Genomic DNA, 20,872 nt, shown 5'->3' with positions numbered 1-20,872 from the left:
CTTCGATTCGCTTCAACAAAACTGACACATAGATCTGGCGGTCCGAGACCCCTGATGGCGTCCAGGCGGAGGGCAAATGACGGATAGTCGGCCGCGTTGGTGCCGAAGCGAAATGTATTGGGTTAGTACAACTATCGATTGTCGATAAGCACAAGAAGCATTGCGGGTTCATGAGCGGCCAGGAAATTGCCGCGTGGGCTGCATTGGCTAATTCGTAGTGCGAATGTAATTTCGCATCAAGTCGGTTTCTGTCACGCGCGACTTGTGGTCATGGCGTGACGAGGGTTTTCTGCGGCAGGATTGGGGCGTACTGCGCCGAGGGAGCGAAGGTGGTGATGAAAGTGCAAATGGGAGCGCCAGCCGAAGGCGTGCGCTCGGGCGGACCAGGCCGCCCACGCGAATTCGGGCGTAGGCAGCAGAACCCTGTGCGCCGCTACGGCGGAATTGGCGCGGTAGTCGTATTGCACATTGTGCTCATCTACGCGTTGGTCAATGGTCTTGCAAACAAGGTCGTGCAGGTGATTCAGCATCCGATTGAAACGAAGATCATCCAGCCCGTAGCACCGCCGCCGCCGCCCCCGCTGCCTACCGTGCAGCTGCCGCCGCCGAAGTTCGCGCCGCCGCCGCCGCCTTTCGTGCCGCCTCCCGAAGTGCCGGTGCAGGCGCCACCGCAGCAGTCGATCGTGCATCAGGCTGCGCCCGTGGTCAGCGCGCCTGTCACCGCACCGCCTGCACCACCCGCGCCGCCTGCACCGGTGCAGAAGCCGGTGAGCCACGAAGTGGGCGTCGTGTGCCCAAACTCGGATGAGATCCGTTCGTCGATCCGCTATCCGAAAGAGGCACAGGACAACGGTGTGACCGGCGACGTGCTCATCGAATTCGTGGTGGATCCGCAAGGTCATGTTACGAATGAGCGAGTGGCGCAGTCGGCCAATGACGACAGTCTGGATGCCGCTGCATTCAACGCAGTCAAGAAGTTCAACTGCATTTCGCAAGGCCAGCCGGTACGCGTGCAGGTTCCGTTCTCGTTCAGTCTCAACTGACGCTCGGGCTGCATGTATCGGGTGGCGACTCATTACCCGGATTTTTAGATGTTCAACGGATGAATTGGAGCAGGCATGAAAAAGCGTTCCTACGCCGCACTCGCGGCAAGCATGTTGATCGCGGTAGCCACGGTCGATACCTTTGTCGCGCCGCAGCTTGCCAACGCGCAGGCTAGCGTCCCTGCGGCAGTCGCGTCGGCGCCCGCCACCGCAGCCGTCGCCGCACCGTCACCCGCCGCGAGCGCGGACCAGCCGGCGCCGCCCCCCGCACCGGCCACCTCGGAGACGGTCACGAACCCATACGGTCTCGGCGCGCTCTGGAAGAACGGCGATTTCGTCGCGCGCTTCGTCCTGTTGCTGCTCGTGGTGATGTCGATGGGCAGCTGGTACATCATGATCACCAAGTTCTTCGAGCAGTTCCGCGCAAACCGTCGTGCGAAGAGCGCTGACGAGCAGCTCTGGAGCGCGCCGTCGCTAGCAGAAGGCGCAAAGCAGCTCGAGGAGTCGTCGCCGTTCCGGTTCATCGCGGAAACCGCGATCGAGGCCGGCGAGCATCACGACGAAGCGCTGCTCGAGGCCGTCGATCGAAACACGTGGATCGACGTTTCGGTCGAGCGCGCCATCACCAGCGTGTCGAATCGCCTGCAGGACGGCCTGGCATTCCTCGGCACAGTGGGCTCGACCGCGCCGTTCGTCGGCCTGTTCGGTACGGTGTGGGGCATCTATCACGCGCTGACGGCCATCGGTATTGCAGGTCAAGCTTCGATCGACAAGGTCGCGGGTCCGGTCGGTGAGGCGCTCATCATGACCGCTATCGGTCTGGGCGTGGCCGTGCCGGCGGTGCTCGGCTACAACTTCCTCGTGCGACGCAACAAGGCTGTGATGGAGCGTGTCCGCGGCTTCGGCGCGCAACTGCATACGGTTCTGCTGGCTGGCGGCAAGCGCGTCGCGCGCTCCGCGCCGCGCGCCGCCGTCATGGCCGACTGAGCGAGGAGTACGCCATGGCCATGAGCGTTGGAGGCGAGGGCGATGACGACGAGGTCATCTCGTCCATTAACACGACGCCGCTCGTCGATGTGATGCTGGTATTGCTGATCATCTTTCTGATCACGATTCCCGTGGTGACGCATACAGTGCAGCTCCAGCTACCGAAGCAGACGGTGACGCCGCTGCAGACGCAGCCGAAGAGCGTCGAGATCGCGGTCAATCGCGATGGCGACTTCTTCTGGTACGAGCAGCACGTCGATGCGCCGACGCTGCTGGCACGGCTGAAGACAGTGTCCGTGCAGACGCCGCAGCCGGAAGTGCATATCCGCGGCGACCAGGCGACGCGCTATGAGGCCATCGGGCGCGTGATCACGTCGTGCGAGCGGGCGGGAATCGCCAAGGTGTCATTCATTACGGAGCCGCCGGCGCGCGGCGGTTAAGGAGCGGTTATGGGCATGAACGTATCGTCGGGCGGTGGAGCAAGCGAACCCGAAGTGATGGTGGACATCAACACGACACCGCTGATCGACGTGATGCTGGTGTTGCTGATCATGCTGATTATCACCATTCCGATCCAGATGCACGCGGTGAAGATGAACTTGCCGGTCGGCAATCCGCCGCCGCCGGCCGTGCAGCCGGAGGTGGTGCAAATCGACATCGACTTCGACGGCGCCATGACCTGGAACGGCACACCGGTGCCCGATCAGGAGACGCTGGAGCGCAGGTTCGCGCAGGTCGCGGCCGAACCGGAACAGGCAGAAATTCATTTGCGTCCGAACCGGCTCGCGCCATACAAGGACGTGGCCGAAGTGATGGCCGCGGCCCAGCGCGAAGGCGCAACGAAGATCGGCTTGATCGGCAACGAACAGTACATGCAGTGAGGCATTCGAAAGCGATGAGCATTTCTTATCGATTCAAGAGGACGGCGCTTGCGCTCGCGGTGAGCGCATTGTCGACGCTGGCCATGGTGCCGACAGCGGCGCGGGCGGCGGACACGCTACGTCCCGACGTGGCGAAGCCGCTGAACGATGCGCAGAACCTGTACCGCGCGCACCACTACGAGGACGCTCTCAACAAGATCGCGCAGGCCGCGGCCGTATCGAACAAGACGCCGTACGAAACGTACATGGTCGAGGAGATGCGCGGCGCCGCCGCCATGGCGGCGGGCCAGAACGGCGTTGCCGCGCAGGCGTATGAATCGCTGCTCGCGAGCGGGCAGCTCAAGGGCGAGGACGCCCAGCGCACGACGGCGGCGCTTGCGGGCATCTACTTCCAGCAGAAGAACTATGCCCAGGCGATCAAGGTCGCGCAGCGCTACCAGAAGGCTGGCGGCGGCGATCCCCAGATGGCCACGCTGCTGGTCGAGTCGTACTACCTCTCCGGCGACTACGCCAGCGCGACGCGTCTGCTGAATGCGAGCGTCGAAGCCCAGGTGCGCGGCGGTCATACGCCGGAGGAGGCGCAACTGCAGTTGCTCGGTACCTGCGCTCAGCATGCGAACGACCAGGAAGCTTATCGCAGTGCGCTCGAAAAGCTCGTGGCTTATCACCCAAAGCAGTCATATTGGGACGACCTGCTGCACGCGATTCGCAGCAAGCCCGGCTATCTCGGCGCACTGGATCTGGACACGTATCGCCTGCGCCGCGCGACGGGCTCGCTTTCCAGCGCCGATGACTACATGGAGATGACGCAACTGGCGATCGTTGCCGGGTCTGCGGCCGAAGGCAAGCAGATCATCGATCAGGGCTTCGCGTCTGGCGTGCTGGGTCACGATGCTGGAGCCGATCGCGAACGTCGCCTGCAGGCACTAGCGGCAAAGCGCGCCAATGCTGCGCCCGACCCGGCCAATCCCGTCGCACCGTTCGATGCGGCATTCAATCAGGTGTATGCGGGGCAGGCGAAGCAGGGTCTCGCGACCATGGAATCGCTCATTGTGAAGGGCGGCCTTGATCACCAGGATCTAGCGCGACTGCGCCTCGGCGAGGCTTATTTTGCCTCGGGGCAGAAAGCGCGAGCCATCCAGGCTTTCAATGCAGTACGGGGAAACGATGGCAGCGCCGATCTGGCGCAGCTCTGGGTGCTGGTGGCATCGAAGCCGTGAGTGGTTGAGCGAACCGCAACAACGCATCAAAGTTCGGTAGTTAATTAGGTATACGTAAGAAAGAAGGGGTGGCGTGGCCCGGTTTGGCTCGGCAGGGGTGGATGTGACAGAAGTGAAGCAGCACGAGGTTTTGGGGGCAAGTGGTCGGCTGTAAATGGAAGAGCCCTGGGGAGGGCGAATCCAGGTAAAAAGTGGCGCGATGCGACAGCGTCGTCAAATCTAATGCGGGGGTTCACGAGACCTTGCTTCGCATAACGAAGTAGACGTGACCGACGAGAGAGAAGGGGGAAACTGTGAAACAAAGAGCATTGGCTGTTGCCATTCGAAGAATAATCTGGGCGGAATTGGCGTTTTCAGCGGCGTTTGCGATACCGGCGTTCGCGCAGAGCCAGCCCGTGACCAACGGCGGCGCGGCGATCGCGGCGGATAATGCAACCGCGCCAGCGTCCGCGCAGCAGTCGGGCGCGAGCGCGCAGACGGGTGCCGACAGCACGGGCGGCGCAGCCGCCACGACTGGTGACAAAGCCACCGTCAAGCAGCTGAAGAAGTTCGAAGTGACCGGTTCGCTGATCCGGCAATCGGACAAGACGGGCTTCCAGCAGGTGCAAACGATCACCACGAAGGACATTCAGAATAGCGGCGCGACGACCGTGGCCGACTATCTGCGCTCGGTTTCGGCCAACTCGGCCAATAGCTGGAGCGAAGGCCAGGCGGGCAACTTCGCGGCCGGCGCGGCGGGTATCGCGCTGCGCGGCTTGAGCGAGAAGTACACCCTCGTGCTCGTCGACGGCCAGCGCGTTGCGCCGTTCGCCTTCTATTCGAACAGCACCGACAATTTCTTCGACCTCAATACCATCCCGCTCAACGCCATCGATCGCATCGAGATCGTGAAAACCGGCGCTGTGTCGCAGTACGGCTCGGACGCCATTGCGGGCGTGGTCAACATCATCACGAAGCACGATTTCCGCGGCCTTCAACTCGACGGCAGCTACGGCAGTTCGGTGAGCGACGGTGGCGGCAACGGCACGACGAAGTTCGGCGTTCTGGCGGGCTTCGGCGACCTCAATGCGGACCGCTTCAACGTCACCGCATCGGCGAGCGTCTATCACTCGGCGGGCTCGACGCTGGCCGACCGCGATTCCACGTCGGCGCAGGACTTCACGAACAAGCCGGGCGGCCTCTCGCTGCTCGCGCCGTCCTATTGGCAAACGGGGCCCAACACCGCACAGGCGTTAAGCGGGTGCCCATACGGCGGCTCCGTCCATCCTGCCGGCAGCAATTTCCTGGGCGCGGCTGCTGGGCTTGGCGGCACGGTGTGCGCGTTCAACACCGCCAACGGCATGTCGATCGCGCCGGAGACGACGCGCGCGAGCGCAAAGGTCCACGCCGACTTCAAGGTCGACGACACGACCACCGCCTTTGCCGATCTGTGGGAAAGCTACACCCAGACGACCACGAACGACGGTCTCTGGAACAACATCGTCGGCAGCCCCCAAACCCCGACACTCACCTATACTCCGGGCGTCGGTCTGACGCCGTTCAACAACGTCGTTCCCGCAAGCAACCCGTACAACCCGTATGGCGTGGACACGCCGCTCACCTATTCGTTCCCGCGTACCGTGGCAGAAGAGACGTACGCGAACTTCTGGCGTGCGTCCACGGGCATTCGCGGTTCGTTCTCGGTGCCGAAGTATGGGGACTGGGACTGGTCGACTGCTTATAGCCACTCGCAGAGCAACGTTTCGAACACCTACACGAATCAGCTCAACGCTGCGACGCTCAATAACATCTACCAGAACGGCACATTCAACTTTGCCAATCCGTCGTCGACGCCGAACGGCCTGAACGGCCTGTACATGGATGCGAACAACCAGGGCATATCGAAGCTCGATACGGTTGACGCAACGCTCGCCACGCCGAATCTGTACCATCTGCCAACGGGCGATATCGGTGTCGGCTTCGGCGCCCAGTTCCTGCACCAGAGCGAAGTCATCAACCCGGGCGCGGAGTTTTCCCAGGGCCTCGTGGCGAACCCGATGCTGCAGACCGTCAACGGCCAGCGCAATGTCGCGGCGGTGTACTACCAGGTCGACGTGCCCATCGTCCACAACCTGACGTTCAGTCAGTCGGGCCGCTACGACCACTACAGCGACTTCGGGGGCGCGTTCTCGCCGCGCTTCGCCCTGCGCTATCAGCCCGTCAAGGAGCTGACGATGTACGGCTCCTATAACCGCGGCTTCCGCGCGCCGACATTCGTCGAAAACAGCACTTCGCAGACGCTCGGTATCCAGCAGTCGGCCACCGGCACGGTCACCACGATCACCGAGGGCAATCCGAACCTGCAGCCTGAACGCACGCGCAACATCAACCTCGGCTTCCAGACTTCGCCCACGCGCACGACCGATTTCGGCTTCGACTGGTACAAGATCCGCGTCGATCACGTCATCGGCGAGGCGGCTTCGCCGTCGCAGGTCGTGACGAATGCGCAAGGCCAGGTGGTTTATGAAGTGTTCCCGTACGAGAACCTCGGCTACCTCGACACGAACGGCTTCGAAGGCACCTTCCGCCAGGCGTTGCCGACGAAGGCGGGCACGTTCACGCTGACGGCCGACTGGGCGTACGTGAAGGACTTCACGCTCGGGCAGTCCACGGGTCCCATCAACGGTGCGGGCAACAACTTCACGATCACGCAGCCGTTCGGCGGCAGCTTCCCGCGCTGGAAGGGCAATACGACGCTCGACTGGGCCTATCACGGCTGGAATGCGGCGCTCACGTGGATGTACACGGGACCGTACGCGCAGACGCTTTCGGTGGCTGCGCCCACGCCGGTTGCCGACAAGGTAGGTTCGTATAGCCAGTTCAACCTGATGGTCACCTACACGGGCATCAAGCACTGGACGATTTACGGCGGCATCAACAACATCTTCAACCGCACGCCTCCGTTCGATCCGATCTTTGCCAGCAGCGCGCTCGACCAGACGGGCTACGACACGTCGCTGTACAACTATATCGGCCGTTTCGCGCAGATCGGAGCGACGTACAAGTTCTGAGCGATCGGTGCAACGGAGTGAGTAGTCGATGAGGCCGGCGGCCAAGGCCGCCGGCCTCGAATGTTTCCTGTAGTGGCGAGCGACGGCGGCAAACCCCTGCCACGTCGGACAGACGAACCGTGCATCGGCCAGACGCCGGTGTGCGTCCTCATGCAGACAGACGATGAGATTGAAGAAGTTGAGCTTGTCACGATTGTCGCCGCATTGGTCAGGTGCGGTTTGCGCACTGGTCATGGCAGTGGGAGTGGGTGCGCTTGCCGGGGTGCCGGCACGAGCGGCTACGGCGCTCGCGCAGTACGATCAGCCGAAGTATCCCGCCGGCTTCACCCATTTTGACTACGCGGACCCCGATGCGCCGTCGAACGGCGTCCTGAGTTTCGAAAACTACAACGAGTACCAAAGTTACGATTCGCTGAATCCTTTCCTCGTGCGAGGCGCACCCGCGCCGGACATCCAGAATCTGATGTTCGACACGCTGATGCAGCGCAGTTGGGACGAACTGGCGTCCGAATATCCGCTGATCGCCGATCGCGTTGACGTCGCGGCCGACCTGGCTTCGGCGACGTTCCATATCAACCCGGCTGCGCGCTTCTCGAACGGCGATCCAATAACGGCCACCGATGTCAAATACTCGTTCGATACGCTCACGAGCCGTCAAGCTTCGCCGCTCTCCAATGCGCAGTTTTCGGTGATCAAGAAGGCGGTCGTGGTGAACGCCTCGACAATCCGTTTCGAGTTCCGTCGAGCGGAGCGTGACGCGCCGCTCATTGCAGGCGACTTGCCTATCTTCTCGCCCAAGTGGGGGATGAAACCGGACGGCACGCGCGTTCCGTTCGACCAGTTGTCGAACGAACCGCCCATTGCGAGCGGCGCGTATCTGATCGCCGAACGCAAGAACGACAAGCAGATTGCGTATCGCCGCAATCCCGCGTATTGGGCGGTCAATCTGCCCACGCGCCGCGGCATGCACCACTTCGAGCGCATCACGTTCAAACTCTACCTCGACCTGTACACGCAACTCGAGGCGTTCAAGGCCGGCGATGCCGATGTGCACGTGGAAGACAGCGCGACCCAATGGGCGCGCAAGTACGTGGGCAAGAACTTCCGTAACGGCACGCTCAAGCAGACCAATTTCCCGGACGGTCCCGCACAGATGCAGGGCATGCTATTCAATCTGCGCAAGCCGATGTTCCAGGACGTACGCGTGCGCCATGCGCTTTCTCTCGCGTTCGACTACGACTGGATGAACCGCATGATGTTCTACGGTCAGTACCTGCGCCTGCACAGCTATTTCGAGGCGAGCCCGTTCGGCGCGACCGGCACGCCGGGCGAGAAGGAGTTGAAGCTGCTCGAACCGTGGCGCGCGAGCCTGCCGCCGGAAGTGTTCGGGCCGATGATCAAGCAGCCAACGACGCTGCCGCCCGATTCGCTGCGCGGCAATCTGCGTGAGGCGCGCGATCTCCTTGCGCAGGCGGGTTGGCATTATCGTGACGGCGCGCTGCGCAATGCCGCGGGCGAGCCCATGAACATCGAAATCCTGGACGACCAGCCGGGCATGGACCGCGTGATCCTCCCCTACACGCAGGCCCTCGCGACGCTCGGCATCAGTGCGCATCTGCGCGAAATCGACAGTGCGCTGTACCAGAAGCGCCTGGACAATTTCGACTACGACATGACAACCTGGCTCTACAGCCCGGTGACGATTCCCGGCGCGGAGCTTGAACGCCGCTTTGGCAGCGCGGCTGCCTCGCAGGTGGGCTCGGAAAACTATCCGGGCGTGCGCTCGCCGGCCGTCGACGCGCTCGTGAAGGCGGTGCAAGCCGCGAACACGCTCGACGATCTCGAAGCGGCAACGCGTGCCCTCGATCGTGTGTTGCTGAACGAGTACTACCTCGTGACGGAGTACTACCCACCTAACGCGCGCATCGCATACAAGACGTCGCTCGGTTATCCGTCAGTCGTGCCCGTATCGTTCGGGTCCCAGGACTGGATCATCGACTACTGGTATCGCAAGCCGCAAAACGCGCAGGTCGCCCGGACCGCGCAAGCGGCCGCCCACTGAGGACCACCATGTTCGCCTACATTTTTCGACGTCTATTGCTGATGGTGCCGACGCTGATCGGCGTCGTCACGCTCACGTTCGTCGTCACGCAGTTCGTGCCCGGCGGCCCGGTCGAGCAGATCATGGCGCAACTGCGCCATGGCAATGCGACGCGCGGCGGCGAGACCGGCGCTGGAGGAGGCGGCTATCACGGCAGCCAGGGCGTGGATCCGCAACAGATCGAGCAGATCAAGAAGGAGTTCGGCTTCGACAAGCCTCCGCTCACGCGCTATTTCCTCATGCTCAAGGACTACGCCACGTTGGATCTTGGCCAGTCGTACTACCAGCACGACAGCGTCTGGAACGTGATCCGCTCGAAGTTGCCCGTTTCGATCACGCTTGGCCTGTGGACAGTACTGCTAACTTACGTGATATCCGTGCCACTCGGCATCGCAAAGGCGGTGCGCAACGGGTCGCGATTCGACACCGTAACCAGCGTACTCGTGCTCTCCGGCTATGCGGTGCCGGGTTTCGTGCTCGGCGTGCTGCTGCTGATGCTGTTCGGTGGCGGCTCGTTCTGGCAGGTGTTCCCCATGCGGGGTCTCACGTCCGATGACTTCGCTGACCTGAGCCTCGCGGGCAAGGTGCTCGACTACCTGTGGCACATCGTCCTGCCGGTAACGGCCTCCGTGGTCGGCAACTTCGCGATCGTCACGATTCTCACGAAGAACACGTTCCTCGAAGAGATCGGCCGCCAGTATGTGCTGACCGCGCGGGCAAAAGGCGCGCCCGAGCGCGATGTGCTGTGGAAGCACGTATTGCGCAACGCGGCCATTCCGCTCGTCACGGGCTTGCCCGCCGCGTTCATTGGCGCTTTTCTCAACGGCAATCTGCTGATCGAAACGCTGTTCTCACTGGACGGCATGGGCCAGCTCTCTTACGACTCGGTTATCCGCCGCGATTACCCCGTCGTGCTTGGCTCGCTGTTTCTATTCACGCTGATTGGCCTCGTAACCAAACTCATTGCTGACGTCTGCTATGTCCTCGTCGACCCCCGCATCCAGTTCCAACGCCTGGACGGCTGAAACCGCCGCCGTTGCCCACGCGCCGTCGGTCTCGCCCTGGCGCCGCACGTGGCAGCGCTTTCGCGCGCAGCCGCTCGGCTATTGGAGCCTTGTCATCTTCGTCACGCTGTTTGCGATCAGCATGCTCGGCGAGGTGCTCGCAAATGACCGGCCGCTCGTCGTGCGTTACGACGGTCAGTACCATTTCCCGATCGTGAAGGATTATCCGGAGACGATCTTCGGTGGCGACTTTCCGGCGAGGACCAACTACCTCGACCCGTATATCCGGCAGCGCCTCGAATCGAACGGCAATTTCGCGATCTATCCGCCCAATCATTTTCATTACGATACGATCGACTACTTCGCGGCGCGACCGTATCCGTCCGCGCCCTCGGCCACGAATTGGCTCGGCACCGATCAGTTCGGTCGCGACGTGCTTTCGCGGTTGCTCTACGGCTTCCGGCTTTCCGTGCTGATGGCCCTGGCGCTAACGGTATCCGGCGTCGCATTGGGCGTGTTGACGGGTGCGGTGCAGGGCTTCTATGGAGGACGCACCGATCTCATCGGGCAGCGGCTCATCGAAATCTGGAGTTCGATGCCGGACCTCTACCTGCTCATCATCTTCGCCTCGATCTTCGAGCCTACGCTTTGGCTGCTGTTTATCCTGCTCTCCATGTTTGGATGGCTGGTGCTTTCCGATTACGTGCGCGCTGAGTTCCTGCGCAACCGCTCGCTCGACTACGTGAAGGCGGCGCGCACGATGGGTCTATCGAACTGGCAGATCATGTGGCGCCACGTGCTGCCCAACAGCCTGACGCCGGTCATCACGTTCCTGCCTTTTCGCATGAGTGCGGCCATTCTCTCGCTCACCAGTCTGGACTTCCTCGGGCTCGGTGTGCCGCCGCCCACGCCAAGCCTTGGCGAGCTACTCCAGGAGGGCAAGAACAATCTCGAGGCATGGTGGATCTCGCTCTCGGCTTTTGCGGCGCTCGTCATTACGCTGCTGCTGCTCACGTTCATGGGCGATGCACTGCGTAACGCACTCGATACGCGCAGGCGTGGCTCGGCGTTCGGCGGAGGTAAATAATGAATCGTCCTTTGCTGGAAATCGAGCGCTTCAGCGTGCGCTTCGGCGAGAAACAGGCGGTGCGCGAACTGAGTCTCTCGATCGAGCGCGGCGAACGCGTGGCGCTCGTCGGCGAATCGGGCTCGGGCAAGAGCGTGACGGCGCTGTCGATCCTCGGCCTCGTCGAGCATGCAAGATTCACTGGGCGCATGCAGTTCGACGGCGAGGATCTGCTGCAGAAAACCGAGCAGGAGATGCGCGGCATTCGCGGAGCCGATATCGCCATGATCTTTCAGGAGCCGATGACCGCCCTGAATCCGCTGTACACGATCGGCAAGCAAATTGCCGAAAGCCTGCGTCTGCACGAGGGGCTCAGCGCCGGCGCGGCGCGCGAGCGCGGTGTCGAGTTGCTGCGGCGGACCGGCATTCCCGAACCGGAGCGCCGCATCGACAGCTTTCCGCATCAGCTGTCCGGCGGACAGCGCCAGCGTGCGATGATCGCGATGGCGCTCGCGTGCCGCCCGCGCCTCTTGCTCGCCGACGAGCCCACCACGGCGCTGGACGTGACCGTCCGCCAGCAGATCGTCGATCTGCTGATCGACCTGCAGGAGCAGGAGGCGGCAGCGCGTGGCATGGCCATATTGCTCATCACGCATGACCTGAACCTCGTGCGGCGCTTTGCGCAGCGCGTGGCGGTAATGGAAAAGGGCGTCCTCGTCGAAACGAACACGACCGCGGCGCTTTTCTCGAACCCGCAGCATCCCTACACGCAGCGCCTTCTCGATAGCGAGCCGCGTCGCGAGGTGGCGCCGGTCGCGGTGGATGCGCCGCCCATCCTCGACGTGAAAGGCCTCGCCGTGGATTACCGCACGGCGGTCAAAGGCTGGCGCTCGGTGTTCGGCAGTTCGACTTTCCGTGCCTTGCACGAAGCGAACCTGACGCTGCGGCGCGGCGAAACGCTCGGTATCGTCGGCGAGTCTGGCTCGGGCAAATCGACGCTCGCGGCCACCGTGCTCGGCCTGAAAAGCGCGGCAGCGGGCGAGATCCGCATCGACGGGGTCGCGCTCTCGGCGCAACGCAAGGCGAGGGCCCGCCGCGCACTGTACTCGCGCATGCAGGTGGTGTTTCAGGATCCATTCGGCTCGCTTTCTCCGCGCATGACGATCGAGCAGATAGTCGGAGAGGGGCTGGCCGTGCACAGACCGGAGGTTGACGGACCGGCGCGACGTATGCGTATCGCATCGCTGCTCGAGGAAGTGGGCCTGCCCGCCGATTCGATGCAGCGGTACCCCCACGAATTTTCTGGCGGACAGCGCCAGCGCATCGCCATTGCGCGTGCACTGGCGGTGGAACCGGAACTGATCGTTCTCGATGAGCCAACCAGCGCGCTCGACGTCTCGATTCAAAAACAGGTGCTCGCGCTGCTGACGAACTTGCAGAAGAAGTACAAGCTGAGTTATTTGTTCATCACGCATGATCTGGCCGTCATGCGCGCGATGGCGCATCGTGTGATCGTGATGAAAGCGGGCCGCATCGTCGAGCAGGGTGACACGCTCGACGTGCTGCACGCGCCGTCTCATCCTTACACGCAATCGCTGCTGGCGTCGTCGATGCTGGACGAGCCGGCGGTGCTACAGGAGAAGTTCGCATGATCGAAGAGCGTTGGCTGCAGGGCGCGCGCACGCTGAAGAGCGGCGCCGATTTCTGGTCGCTGCGCATGACGGGCGAAGTTGTCGAGGACCACGTGGTGCGCAACGACGTCGCGCAGCCGCTGCGTGTGGTGCGCGAGCGGGGCGCAATGCTGACGGCCTGGACCGGCGCCGGTGCCGGCTATGCGGCGACGGCCGACCTCAGTGCAGAGGGGCTCCAGCGTGCGCTCGACATCGCCACGGCGCGGGCGTTCGCATGTGCGCAAGTCTCGTTGATCGATTACCGCCGCATTGCCCGGCCCGTTGCGAGCGGCAGCTATGCTTCGCCGAACATCGACACGCCGCTCCCCACCCGCCGTGAGTGGCTCAGCCAACTCGCGCACGAATGCGCGTCGGCGAACCTCGACTCGCGCATCGTCGAGCGGGTGGCGAGCATGCACGTCGCGCACACGGATCAACTCTATCTCACGAGCGACGGTGTGAGCATCGAGCAGCGCTTTCGCTACCTCATGCCAGGGCTGAGCGTGGCCGCGCATGCGAACGGCGACACGCAGGTGCGAACACTTGCCGGCGACCACGGCGCGCTCGGGCAGGGAGGTCTGGAGATACTCGCACGGCACGGCTTCAATGGCGCTGGCGCCCGTGTGGCGAACGAGGCGCTGCAACTGCTCGCGGCGCCGAATTGCCCGTCGGGCACGCGCGACCTGCTGCTGATGCCGGACCAGATGATGTTGCAGATTCACGAATCGATCGGTCATCCACTCGAACTGGACCGGATTCTCGGCGACGAGCGCAACTTCGCTGGCTGGAGCTTCGTGAAGCCGGAGATGTTCGGCAGCTATCAGTACGGCTCCCCGTTGCTGAATGTGACGTTCGATCCGGAGCTGCGCGAAGAAGCCGCTACCTACGCGTTCGACGACGAAGGCAGTTCGGCGAGCAAGCAATACCTGATCCGCAACGGGGTGCTGGAGCGGCCGCTCGGTGGGGCACTCTCGCAGCAGCGCGCCGGGCTGCCGGGGGTCGCGAACTCGCGCGCGGCCAACTGGAATCGCCCGCCTATCGACCGCATGGCGAACCTGAACATCGAGCCCGGTACCGAAACACTCGCCGCGATGATCGCAAGCATCGACAACGGCATTCTGATGACTTCGAATACGTCCTGGTCGATTGACGACCATCGCAACAAGTTCCAGTTCGGTTGCGAATATGGCCGGCTCATCGAGAACGGCAAGCTCACGCAGGTCGTCAAGCGGCCTAATTATCGCGGCATTTCGGCGAGCTTCTGGCGCAGTCTCGTCGCCGTAGGCGACGCGAGCACCCGAGAGGTCTACGGCACGCCTTATTGCGGCAAGGGAGAGCCCGCGCAGGTCATTCGTGTGGGGCACGCGTCACCGGCGTGCGTCTTCAGCAACGTAGACGTTTTTGGAGGCGCCTGATGAGCGACGTACTCTTTGCAAGCGAGCGTGTGGCGGTAGATTGGCACTCGCATTTCATGATGCTCGCCGATGCGATCGACGGGTTGTTGCTGGCTGGTGAAACGGCGCTCACTTCCTTTGCCGGAGAGCAATCGGATTTCATTCGTTTCAACGGCGGCAAAGTCCGGCAAATGGGACTCGTCTCCCAAGGCAAGCTCACGCTGCGGATGATCGATGGCGCGCGCCAGGCGTATTCCACGCTCGACATCTGCGGCAACGCTGATCAGGATCTGCGCGATGTGGGCGCGACGTTGCAAACGCTTCGCTCGGACCTGCGTGATGCACCTGATGATCCCCATCTGCTCTACGACACGACAGCGTGGCACCGTTCGACGCGGCGCACGGGACGGCTGCGGGATCCGCATGCCCTCATCCATGTGGTGGCCGAATGCGCGCGCGGGCTCGACTTCGTTGGCTTCTACGCGGGCGGCATGCTCGCGCGCGGGTTCGCCTCCAGTTGCGGCAGCCGTGGCTGGCACGAAGTCGAAAACTTCTGCTTCAGCTGGTCGCTCTATCATCCGGGCGGCCGCGCCATCAAGACGACCTATGCGGGCGAGAACTGGGACGACGCGAAGTTTGCCAGCAAGGTACAGGAGGCGGCGGCACGCCTGCCCGTGCTGGCGCTCGCGCCGCGAGCGCTCGGGCCGGGCCGGTACCGTGCATGGCTCGCGCCAGCGGCGCTCGAAGAGCTGCTGGGCGTTGCTGCGTGGGGCGGCTTTTCGGCGCGCGCGCAGGCGACGTCGCAGAGCCCGCTTTACCGGCTGCATGGCGGCGAGCTTTCGCTCGACGCGCGCGTCTCGATCACTGAAGAGCTCGGACTTGGTATTACACCTGCCTTCAACGACGACGGCTATTTGCGCGAAAGCGTGCCGCTCGTGCGTGAGGGGAGGAGCGTCGCGCAATTGACAAACGCCCGGACGGCGCGCGAGTACGGCCTGCTCCCTAACGGTGCACTGGCGAGCGAGGCGCCGTCGTCGCTTTCGATGCCGGGCGGCGACCTCGCGGACGCGGATGTGCTCGCGGCGCTGGGCACGGGTCTGTACGTCGGCAACCTCTGGTACGTGAACTTCTCGGATCGCATGGGCTGCCGCCTGACCGGCATGACGCGTTTTGCGACGTTCTGGGTGGAGGAGGGGCGTGTCGTTGCGCCGGTAGACGCGATGCGCTTCGACGACAGTCTCTACGGCCTGCTGGGCGAGCGCCTCGAGCGTCTCGGTGCGCAGCCCGAACTGCGCCTGTCCGAAGACACGTGGGGTCAACGCGCGACAGGCGGCATGCAGCTTCCCGGGGTGCTGGTGAAGTCGTTTGAACTGACGCTGTAGCCTGCCTGACCGTCCCTGACGTCTCAAACAAGAAGGAAACAACAATGCAGTCGCGCTTACCCGAGGGGCTCGTCGTGCGCGCATTGCGCCCCGGTGATGCCGAAGCGTTGCATGCGCTGGGGCACAGCCCTTCAATAGTGCGGGGCAATGCAGAGCCACCGTATAGTTCGGTCGCACAGACCCGTGAGTGGATCGCGAACGTGGTATCGCCGGCCGTCATCATCGGCGCGTTGGTGGGCGAGACTATCGTGGGCGAAGCTGAACTGCATCCGCAGAAGTTGCGCCGCGCGCACGTCGGCGAGATCGGCATAAACGTACACGACGATTGGCAGCGTCGGGGCGTCGGAACGTTCCTCATGGAGCAAATCCTCGACTTCGCCGACAACTGGCTGGGCCTACGGCGGCTCCAACTTCACGTCTACACCGACAATGCTGCCGCGATCGCGCTCTACCGAAAGTGCGGTTTCGAAGTCGAGGCGCGTTTGCGCGGCGCAGTATTGCGCGAAGGAATACTCGCCGACTTCTTCTTGATGGCGCGCCTGCACGATCCGCTGCCCCTCACCCCGGAGTGATCCCCATGCACGTCCCGACACCATCGCCCGCGTTCGCGTCACCCGGTACTATCCGCGTGCGCACCTGCGAGCCCGCCGATTTCGATGCGATCGCCGACTTGATGAATCAGCCAGGTGTGCGCCACGGCACGCTATTGAGCGGGTGGCGCACCCCCGAATCCTTGCGTGCGTGGTATGAGAGCCGGGCGCCCGGCTGCATCACGATTTGCGCCGATATCGACGGACGCGTGGTGGGACAATCGCAGCTCGATGTCGCGAAGGCGCGCCGCGCACACTGCGCTTGCGTGGGCTTCGGCGTGCACGACGCCTGGCAGCGTCGTGGCGTGGGCAGCGCGCTGATGGCGGCGATCGTCGCCTGTGCCGACCATTCGCTGGGCCTGCGCAGGCTCGAACTCGAAGTGTTCGCCGACAATGAAGCCGCGATCGCGCTCTATCGCAAGTTCGGCTTCGTCGTAGAGGGCCGCTCGCGCGGTGCCGCAATGCGCGCCGGCGTACTTGCCGATACGCTTCATATGGCGCGCTACGCGGAAGCACCACCGTTCGCTTCCCCCTTGTTCCCCTAACCGTACCGGCGAGCGCGTGCCCTTCTTTTTTATCGACAGGCCGGTCTTCGCATGGGTCATCGCGCTCGCGATAATGGTCGCGGGCGTGCTCGCGATTCCCATGTTGCCGGTCGCACAGTATCCGCAGCTCTCGCCGCCGCGCATCGTCATCAGCGCGGAATATCCGGGTGCGTCGGCGGAGGAGGTGGGCAACAACGTCGCGAGCGTGATCGAGGAGAGCCTCGATGGCGCCGAAGGCCTGCAGTATTACGAAACGACGAGCGATGCGCTGGGGGACCTGGAAATCGACGTGACCTTCACGTCGGATACCAATCCCGACATCGCGCTCGTGGACGTGCAGAACCGTCTGAAGCAGGTCGAGGCGCGGTTGCCGCAGCAAGTGGTGCAGCAGGGCATCGACGTGGAGAAGGCGTCGAATACGTTCCTGATGCTCGTCGCGCTCACGTCCACCGACGGCACGCGCGATTCCGCGCAACTCAGTGACTACCTGAACCGCTTCATCCTTCGCGATCTCAAGCGTGCACCGGGCGTTGGCGCGGCGGAGCTCTGGGACGCCGACGAGGCCATGCGCATCTGGCTCGATCCGGTGAAGCTGCGCGAATACGGCCTCACGGCGGCCGAGGTCAACGCGGCCATTGCCGCGCAGAACTCGCCGGTGACAGCGGGCACGCTCGGGAACGCGCCGTTCGTGAACGGGCAGCAAATCACCGAGTCGGTGAGCGTGAAGGGGCAACTCGAAACGCCCGACGAGTTCGGACAAATCGTGCTGAAGGCGAAGCCGGATGGCTCGCTCGTGCGCTTGCGCGACATCGCGCGCGTGGAACTGGGCCGCGCCGACTACTCGTTCTACTCGCGCCTGAACGGCAGATCGGCGGCGACCGTGGGCATCCATCTCGGCCCACGCGGCAACGCGCTGGAAACTTCGAACAGGATTCGTGCGCGTCTCGCGGAGCTGTCCAGACGTCTTCCTCCGGGCGTAGCGATCGAAATTCCATTCGATACCGCATACTTCGTGCGCGTGGCGATTCACGAAGTGGTGATCACGCTCATCGAAGCCGTAGTGCTGGTATTTGCGGTGATGTGGCTGTTCCTGCGGGACCTGCGCTCCACGCTCGTGCCCACGGTGGTGATCCCCGTTACGCTAATGGGCGCATTCGTGGCGCTGTATTGGGCCGGGATGTCGATCAACGTGTTCACCATGTTCGGCCTCGTGCTCGCTATCGGCATACTCGTGGACGATGCGATCGTTGTCGTGGAGAGCGTGCAACGCATGATGCACGAGCGCGGGCTTGCACCGCGCGAAGCCACGCGCGCCGCGATGAAGCGCATTGGCGGTGCGATCGTCGGTGTGACGGCGGTGCTCACCGCCGTATTCGTGCCGATGCTGTTCTTCAACGGCAACGTAGGCGGCATCTACCGGCAGTTCGCAGTGACGATGATCGCGTCGATGCTGTGTTCGTCGTTCATGGCGCTCACGCTAACGCCGGCCCTTTGTGCAAGTCTGCTAACGGTGCCGAAGCGAACGCCGAAGCCCGAGCGCGGTTTGACGGCGCAAGCGGCGCGGGCCTCGCGCGGCTACCGGGCGGTCGTGGCTGCGCTACTGCGGCGCGGCCCGCGTCTGCTAGCGATCTACGTGGTGCTGTGCGCGGTTGGGGCGCTGTTGTACTGGAAGCTGCCGCAGGGCTTCCTGCCGAGTGAGGACGAGGGGCAGTTGCAGGTGATGATTCAGTTGCCCGCGGGCGCCACGCAGGCCCGCACGCTCGATGTGGTAAAGCGCGTGGAATCGATCCTCGGCAAGCAGCAGGCCGTCGGCAACGTAACGAGCGTGGTGGGCTGGAGCTTCGCAGGCAGCGGGCAGAACGTGGCGATGGCGTTCGTCGAACTCAAGCCGTGGGGTCGGCGCGGCAAGGACGAGATAGACGCGCAGGCTGTGCGCGACACGCTAAACGAGCAATTCGGCACCATCCTCGACGGCGACGTACAGGCTATGCTGCCTTCCGCGGTGCCGGGCATCGGCCACTCCGAGGGCTTTACGTACCGGCTGGAGGATCGCGGGGGCGTCGGCATGGACGGATTGAAGGCCGCGCGTGACCAACTGATCGACGCGGCCGGCAAGAGCCGCATGGTGGCGCAGGTCCACTCGGAGGACCTGCCTGACGGGCCGCGCGTGGAGCTCGAAGTCGACCGCGAGAAGGCCTACGCATATGGCGTATCGTTCGACCGCATCGCGGACGTGCTGGGCAGCACGTTCGGCTCCAGTTATGTCGACGACTTTCCAGCAGGGGGGCGCATGCGCCGCGTCATCGTCGCCGCCGACGCACCCACGCGCATGAACGCCAGCCAGCTGCTCGACCTGCCTGTGCAAAATACATTCGGCGGGTCCGTGGCGATGTCGTCGATCGCGGCCACGCACTGGACGCTCGGCCCCGTGATGCTGAGCCGCTACAACGGTTATCCGTCGCTCGACGTGACGGGGCGCGCGGCGCCGGGCCATAGCTCGGGTGAAGCGATGGCCGAAATGGCGCGGCTCGCGCTCGCTCTGCCCGAAGGCGTGTATGGCGAATGGACCGACGCCGCGTTCGAAGAAGTCCAGGCGGCTCGCCAGACTCCGCTCCTCATCGGCCTCTCGCTGCTAGCGGTGTTCATGGTGCTGGCGGCGCTCTACGAGAGTTGGATCACGCCGCTTTCCGTGCTGCTGGTCGTTCCGCTCGGTGCGCTCGGCGCAGTGAGCGCGATGCTCCTGCGCGGGCTGCCCAACGACATTTACTTCAAGGTCGGAATGGTGACCGTAATCGGCCTTGCGGCGAAGAACGCCATCCTGATCGTGCAGGCCGCGAGCGTGCGCCGCACGGGCGGGTTGCCGCTGCGCGCCGCGGTTGTGGGCGCGAGCGTCGAACGGCTGCGGCCTATCGTGATGACTTCTGCGGCGTTCGTGCTCGGCGTGCTGCCGCTCGCGTTCTCGCGGGGCGGCGGCGCGCAAGGCCGGCACGCCATCGGTACGGGAGTCCTGGGCGGCGTGATTGCGGCGACGCTGCTTGGAATCGTGTTCACACCATTGCTCTACTACGCGGTGGTATCGCGGGTGGCGGCGAAACCTGTGCATCGGGTACCGCGGCGCCGAAGCGAGCACACAGCGCAGGCTAAAGAGGCCGAAACGGAGGCGCCCTGACCTCCCCATGCCCCTATGGCTGATTGGCCGCCGCGCAGCAGGCGGATGGTCCAATGCGCGGGCGGGCGGAAATCAGAACAGACGCGGCGTGCCCACCCAGAGCAGTACGGTTTCCTGATCAGACGTATTGCTCCAGGCGTGCGGCACTGTCGATTCGTAGTGCGCGCTGTCGCCCGCGCGGACCACGAATGTCTGTCCTTCCAGCGTGAGGGTCATTTCACCGGAGAGCACATGCAGGAATTCTTCACCCGCGTGCGTGGTGACTTCGCTGGAGCGCTCGCCGGGCGGCATGCGCACGAGAATGGCTTCGAGCTGGCGACCGCCGGACGGATTGGTCAGGCGTGCGTAAAGGTCGGCAGAATTGGCAAAGCCGAAAAATTTCAGATCCTGCCCACGGCACACGCAGCCCGCTTCGGTGGGCGCGTCGACGAAATAGCTTACCGGCACGCCCAGCGCCTTCGCGATGCTCACGAGCGAGGTGATCGAGGGGGTGGCGCGATCGCGTTCAACCTGAGAGAGAAACGGCTTTGAGAGCTGCGCAGCGCTGGCGATGTCATCGAGCGTACGGCCCTGTCTCTGGCGCAGTCCGCGAATCTTGCTGCCTACGGAAACTACGCTCAGTGATTCAATTGGTTTCGAAACCATGACGGAATATTGTTGTCTGTTGAATATGTTTTAATCCGAAAACCGGACTGGGCGAAAGCCCGATCTTGTCGTGCACTTTGGGTCTCCATTCATTTCCATTGCTCCGGCACGGTCTATATCCCGCG

At 63.5% G+C, this 20,872-nt stretch carries 16 protein-coding genes; 15 read left to right on the top strand and 1 reads right to left on the bottom strand.

All coding sequences use genetic code 11. The features are described from left to right. Nucleotides 1-335 precede the first annotated feature (335 nt). From ACOJB8_RS23060 to ACOJB8_RS22990, 15 genes are all read left to right on the top strand, one after another. On the top strand, nucleotides 336-1,043 hold the full coding sequence (locus tag ACOJB8_RS23060; protein WP_428995945.1) for an energy transducer TonB: 708 nt from the start codon (nucleotides 336-338) through the stop codon (nucleotides 1,041-1,043). A gap of 75 nt (nucleotides 1,044-1,118) precedes the next feature. Then, on the top strand, nucleotides 1,119-2,030 hold the full coding sequence (locus ACOJB8_RS23055; protein ID WP_069261322.1) for a MotA/TolQ/ExbB proton channel family protein: 912 nt from the start codon (nucleotides 1,119-1,121) through the stop codon (nucleotides 2,028-2,030). 14 nt (nucleotides 2,031-2,044) lie between these two features. Continuing rightward, complete coding sequence (locus tag ACOJB8_RS23050) at nucleotides 2,045-2,470, top strand: ExbD/TolR family protein (protein ID WP_069261321.1); 426 nt, start codon at nucleotides 2,045-2,047, stop codon at nucleotides 2,468-2,470. 9 nt (nucleotides 2,471-2,479) lie between these two features. Beyond that, a complete protein-coding gene (locus tag ACOJB8_RS23045) occupies nucleotides 2,480-2,911 on the top strand; it encodes an ExbD/TolR family protein (RefSeq protein WP_069261320.1) in 432 nt (143 codons plus the stop codon). Nucleotides 2,912-2,925: 14 nt separating this feature from the next. Next, the gene (locus ACOJB8_RS23040; protein WP_475014470.1) at nucleotides 2,926-4,131 is read left to right on the top strand and encodes a tetratricopeptide repeat protein; all 1,206 of its coding nucleotides are present in this window, start codon (nucleotides 2,926-2,928) and stop codon (nucleotides 4,129-4,131) included. Nucleotides 4,132-4,424: 293 nt separating this feature from the next. Then, the gene (locus tag ACOJB8_RS23035; protein WP_475014466.1) at nucleotides 4,425-7,181 is read left to right on the top strand and encodes a TonB-dependent receptor plug domain-containing protein; all 2,757 of its coding nucleotides are present in this window, start codon (nucleotides 4,425-4,427) and stop codon (nucleotides 7,179-7,181) included. A 232-nt stretch (nucleotides 7,182-7,413) separates the two neighbouring features. Continuing rightward, on the top strand, nucleotides 7,414-9,243 hold the full coding sequence (locus tag ACOJB8_RS23030; RefSeq protein ID WP_475014462.1) for an extracellular solute-binding protein: 1,830 nt from the start codon (nucleotides 7,414-7,416) through the stop codon (nucleotides 9,241-9,243). Between the two features lie 8 nt (nucleotides 9,244-9,251). Next, on the top strand, nucleotides 9,252-10,307 hold the full coding sequence (locus tag ACOJB8_RS23025) for a microcin C ABC transporter permease YejB (RefSeq protein WP_368616390.1): 1,056 nt from the start codon (nucleotides 9,252-9,254) through the stop codon (nucleotides 10,305-10,307). Next, nucleotides 10,261-11,373, top strand: coding sequence for an ABC transporter permease (locus tag ACOJB8_RS23020; protein WP_475014456.1), 1,113 nt, complete (start codon nucleotides 10,261-10,263; stop codon nucleotides 11,371-11,373). The genes ACOJB8_RS23025 and ACOJB8_RS23020 overlap by 47 nt, the downstream gene beginning before the upstream one ends. Then, nucleotides 11,373-13,004 (top strand): ABC transporter ATP-binding protein, encoded by a 1,632-nt coding sequence (locus ACOJB8_RS23015; RefSeq protein WP_368728191.1) that lies wholly within the window; start codon nucleotides 11,373-11,375, stop codon nucleotides 13,002-13,004. Before ACOJB8_RS23020 ends, ACOJB8_RS23015 begins: the two co-directional genes overlap by 1 nt. After that, entirely contained in the window at nucleotides 13,001-14,437 is a 1,437-nt protein-coding gene (locus ACOJB8_RS23010; protein ID WP_475014452.1) for a TldD/PmbA family protein, read from the top strand. Before ACOJB8_RS23015 ends, ACOJB8_RS23010 begins: the two co-directional genes overlap by 4 nt. Beyond that, on the top strand, nucleotides 14,437-15,798 hold the full coding sequence (locus ACOJB8_RS23005) for a metallopeptidase TldD-related protein (protein ID WP_475014450.1): 1,362 nt from the start codon (nucleotides 14,437-14,439) through the stop codon (nucleotides 15,796-15,798). Before ACOJB8_RS23010 ends, ACOJB8_RS23005 begins: the two co-directional genes overlap by 1 nt. A gap of 44 nt (nucleotides 15,799-15,842) precedes the next feature. Then, nucleotides 15,843-16,370: a GNAT family N-acetyltransferase gene (locus ACOJB8_RS23000; protein WP_069261311.1), complete on the top strand. Its 528-nt coding sequence runs from the start codon at nucleotides 15,843-15,845 to the stop codon at nucleotides 16,368-16,370. A 5-nt stretch (nucleotides 16,371-16,375) separates the two neighbouring features. Beyond that, nucleotides 16,376-16,933 carry a GNAT family N-acetyltransferase gene (locus ACOJB8_RS22995; RefSeq protein ID WP_342947015.1) on the top strand — a complete coding sequence of 186 codons (558 nt, stop codon included), beginning with the start codon at nucleotides 16,376-16,378 and terminating at the stop codon, nucleotides 16,931-16,933. A 16-nt stretch (nucleotides 16,934-16,949) separates the two neighbouring features. Beyond that, a complete protein-coding gene (locus ACOJB8_RS22990) occupies nucleotides 16,950-20,102 on the top strand; it encodes a multidrug efflux RND transporter permease subunit (RefSeq protein WP_475014446.1) in 3,153 nt (1,050 codons plus the stop codon). Nucleotides 20,103-20,174: 72 nt separating this feature from the next. Here ACOJB8_RS22990 and ACOJB8_RS22985 read toward each other — a convergent pair whose 3' ends face one another. Then, nucleotides 20,175-20,747, bottom strand: a complete 573-nt coding sequence (locus tag ACOJB8_RS22985; protein ID WP_342947017.1) for a cupin domain-containing protein — start codon at nucleotides 20,745-20,747, stop codon at nucleotides 20,175-20,177. Nucleotides 20,748-20,872: the final 125 nt, after the last annotated feature.

It is taken from the genome of Paraburkholderia sp. BR10141 (assembly GCF_056155635.1).
Note: the sequence above shows the minus strand (reverse complement) of the source record. Positions and strands in the feature narration are given on the sequence as shown.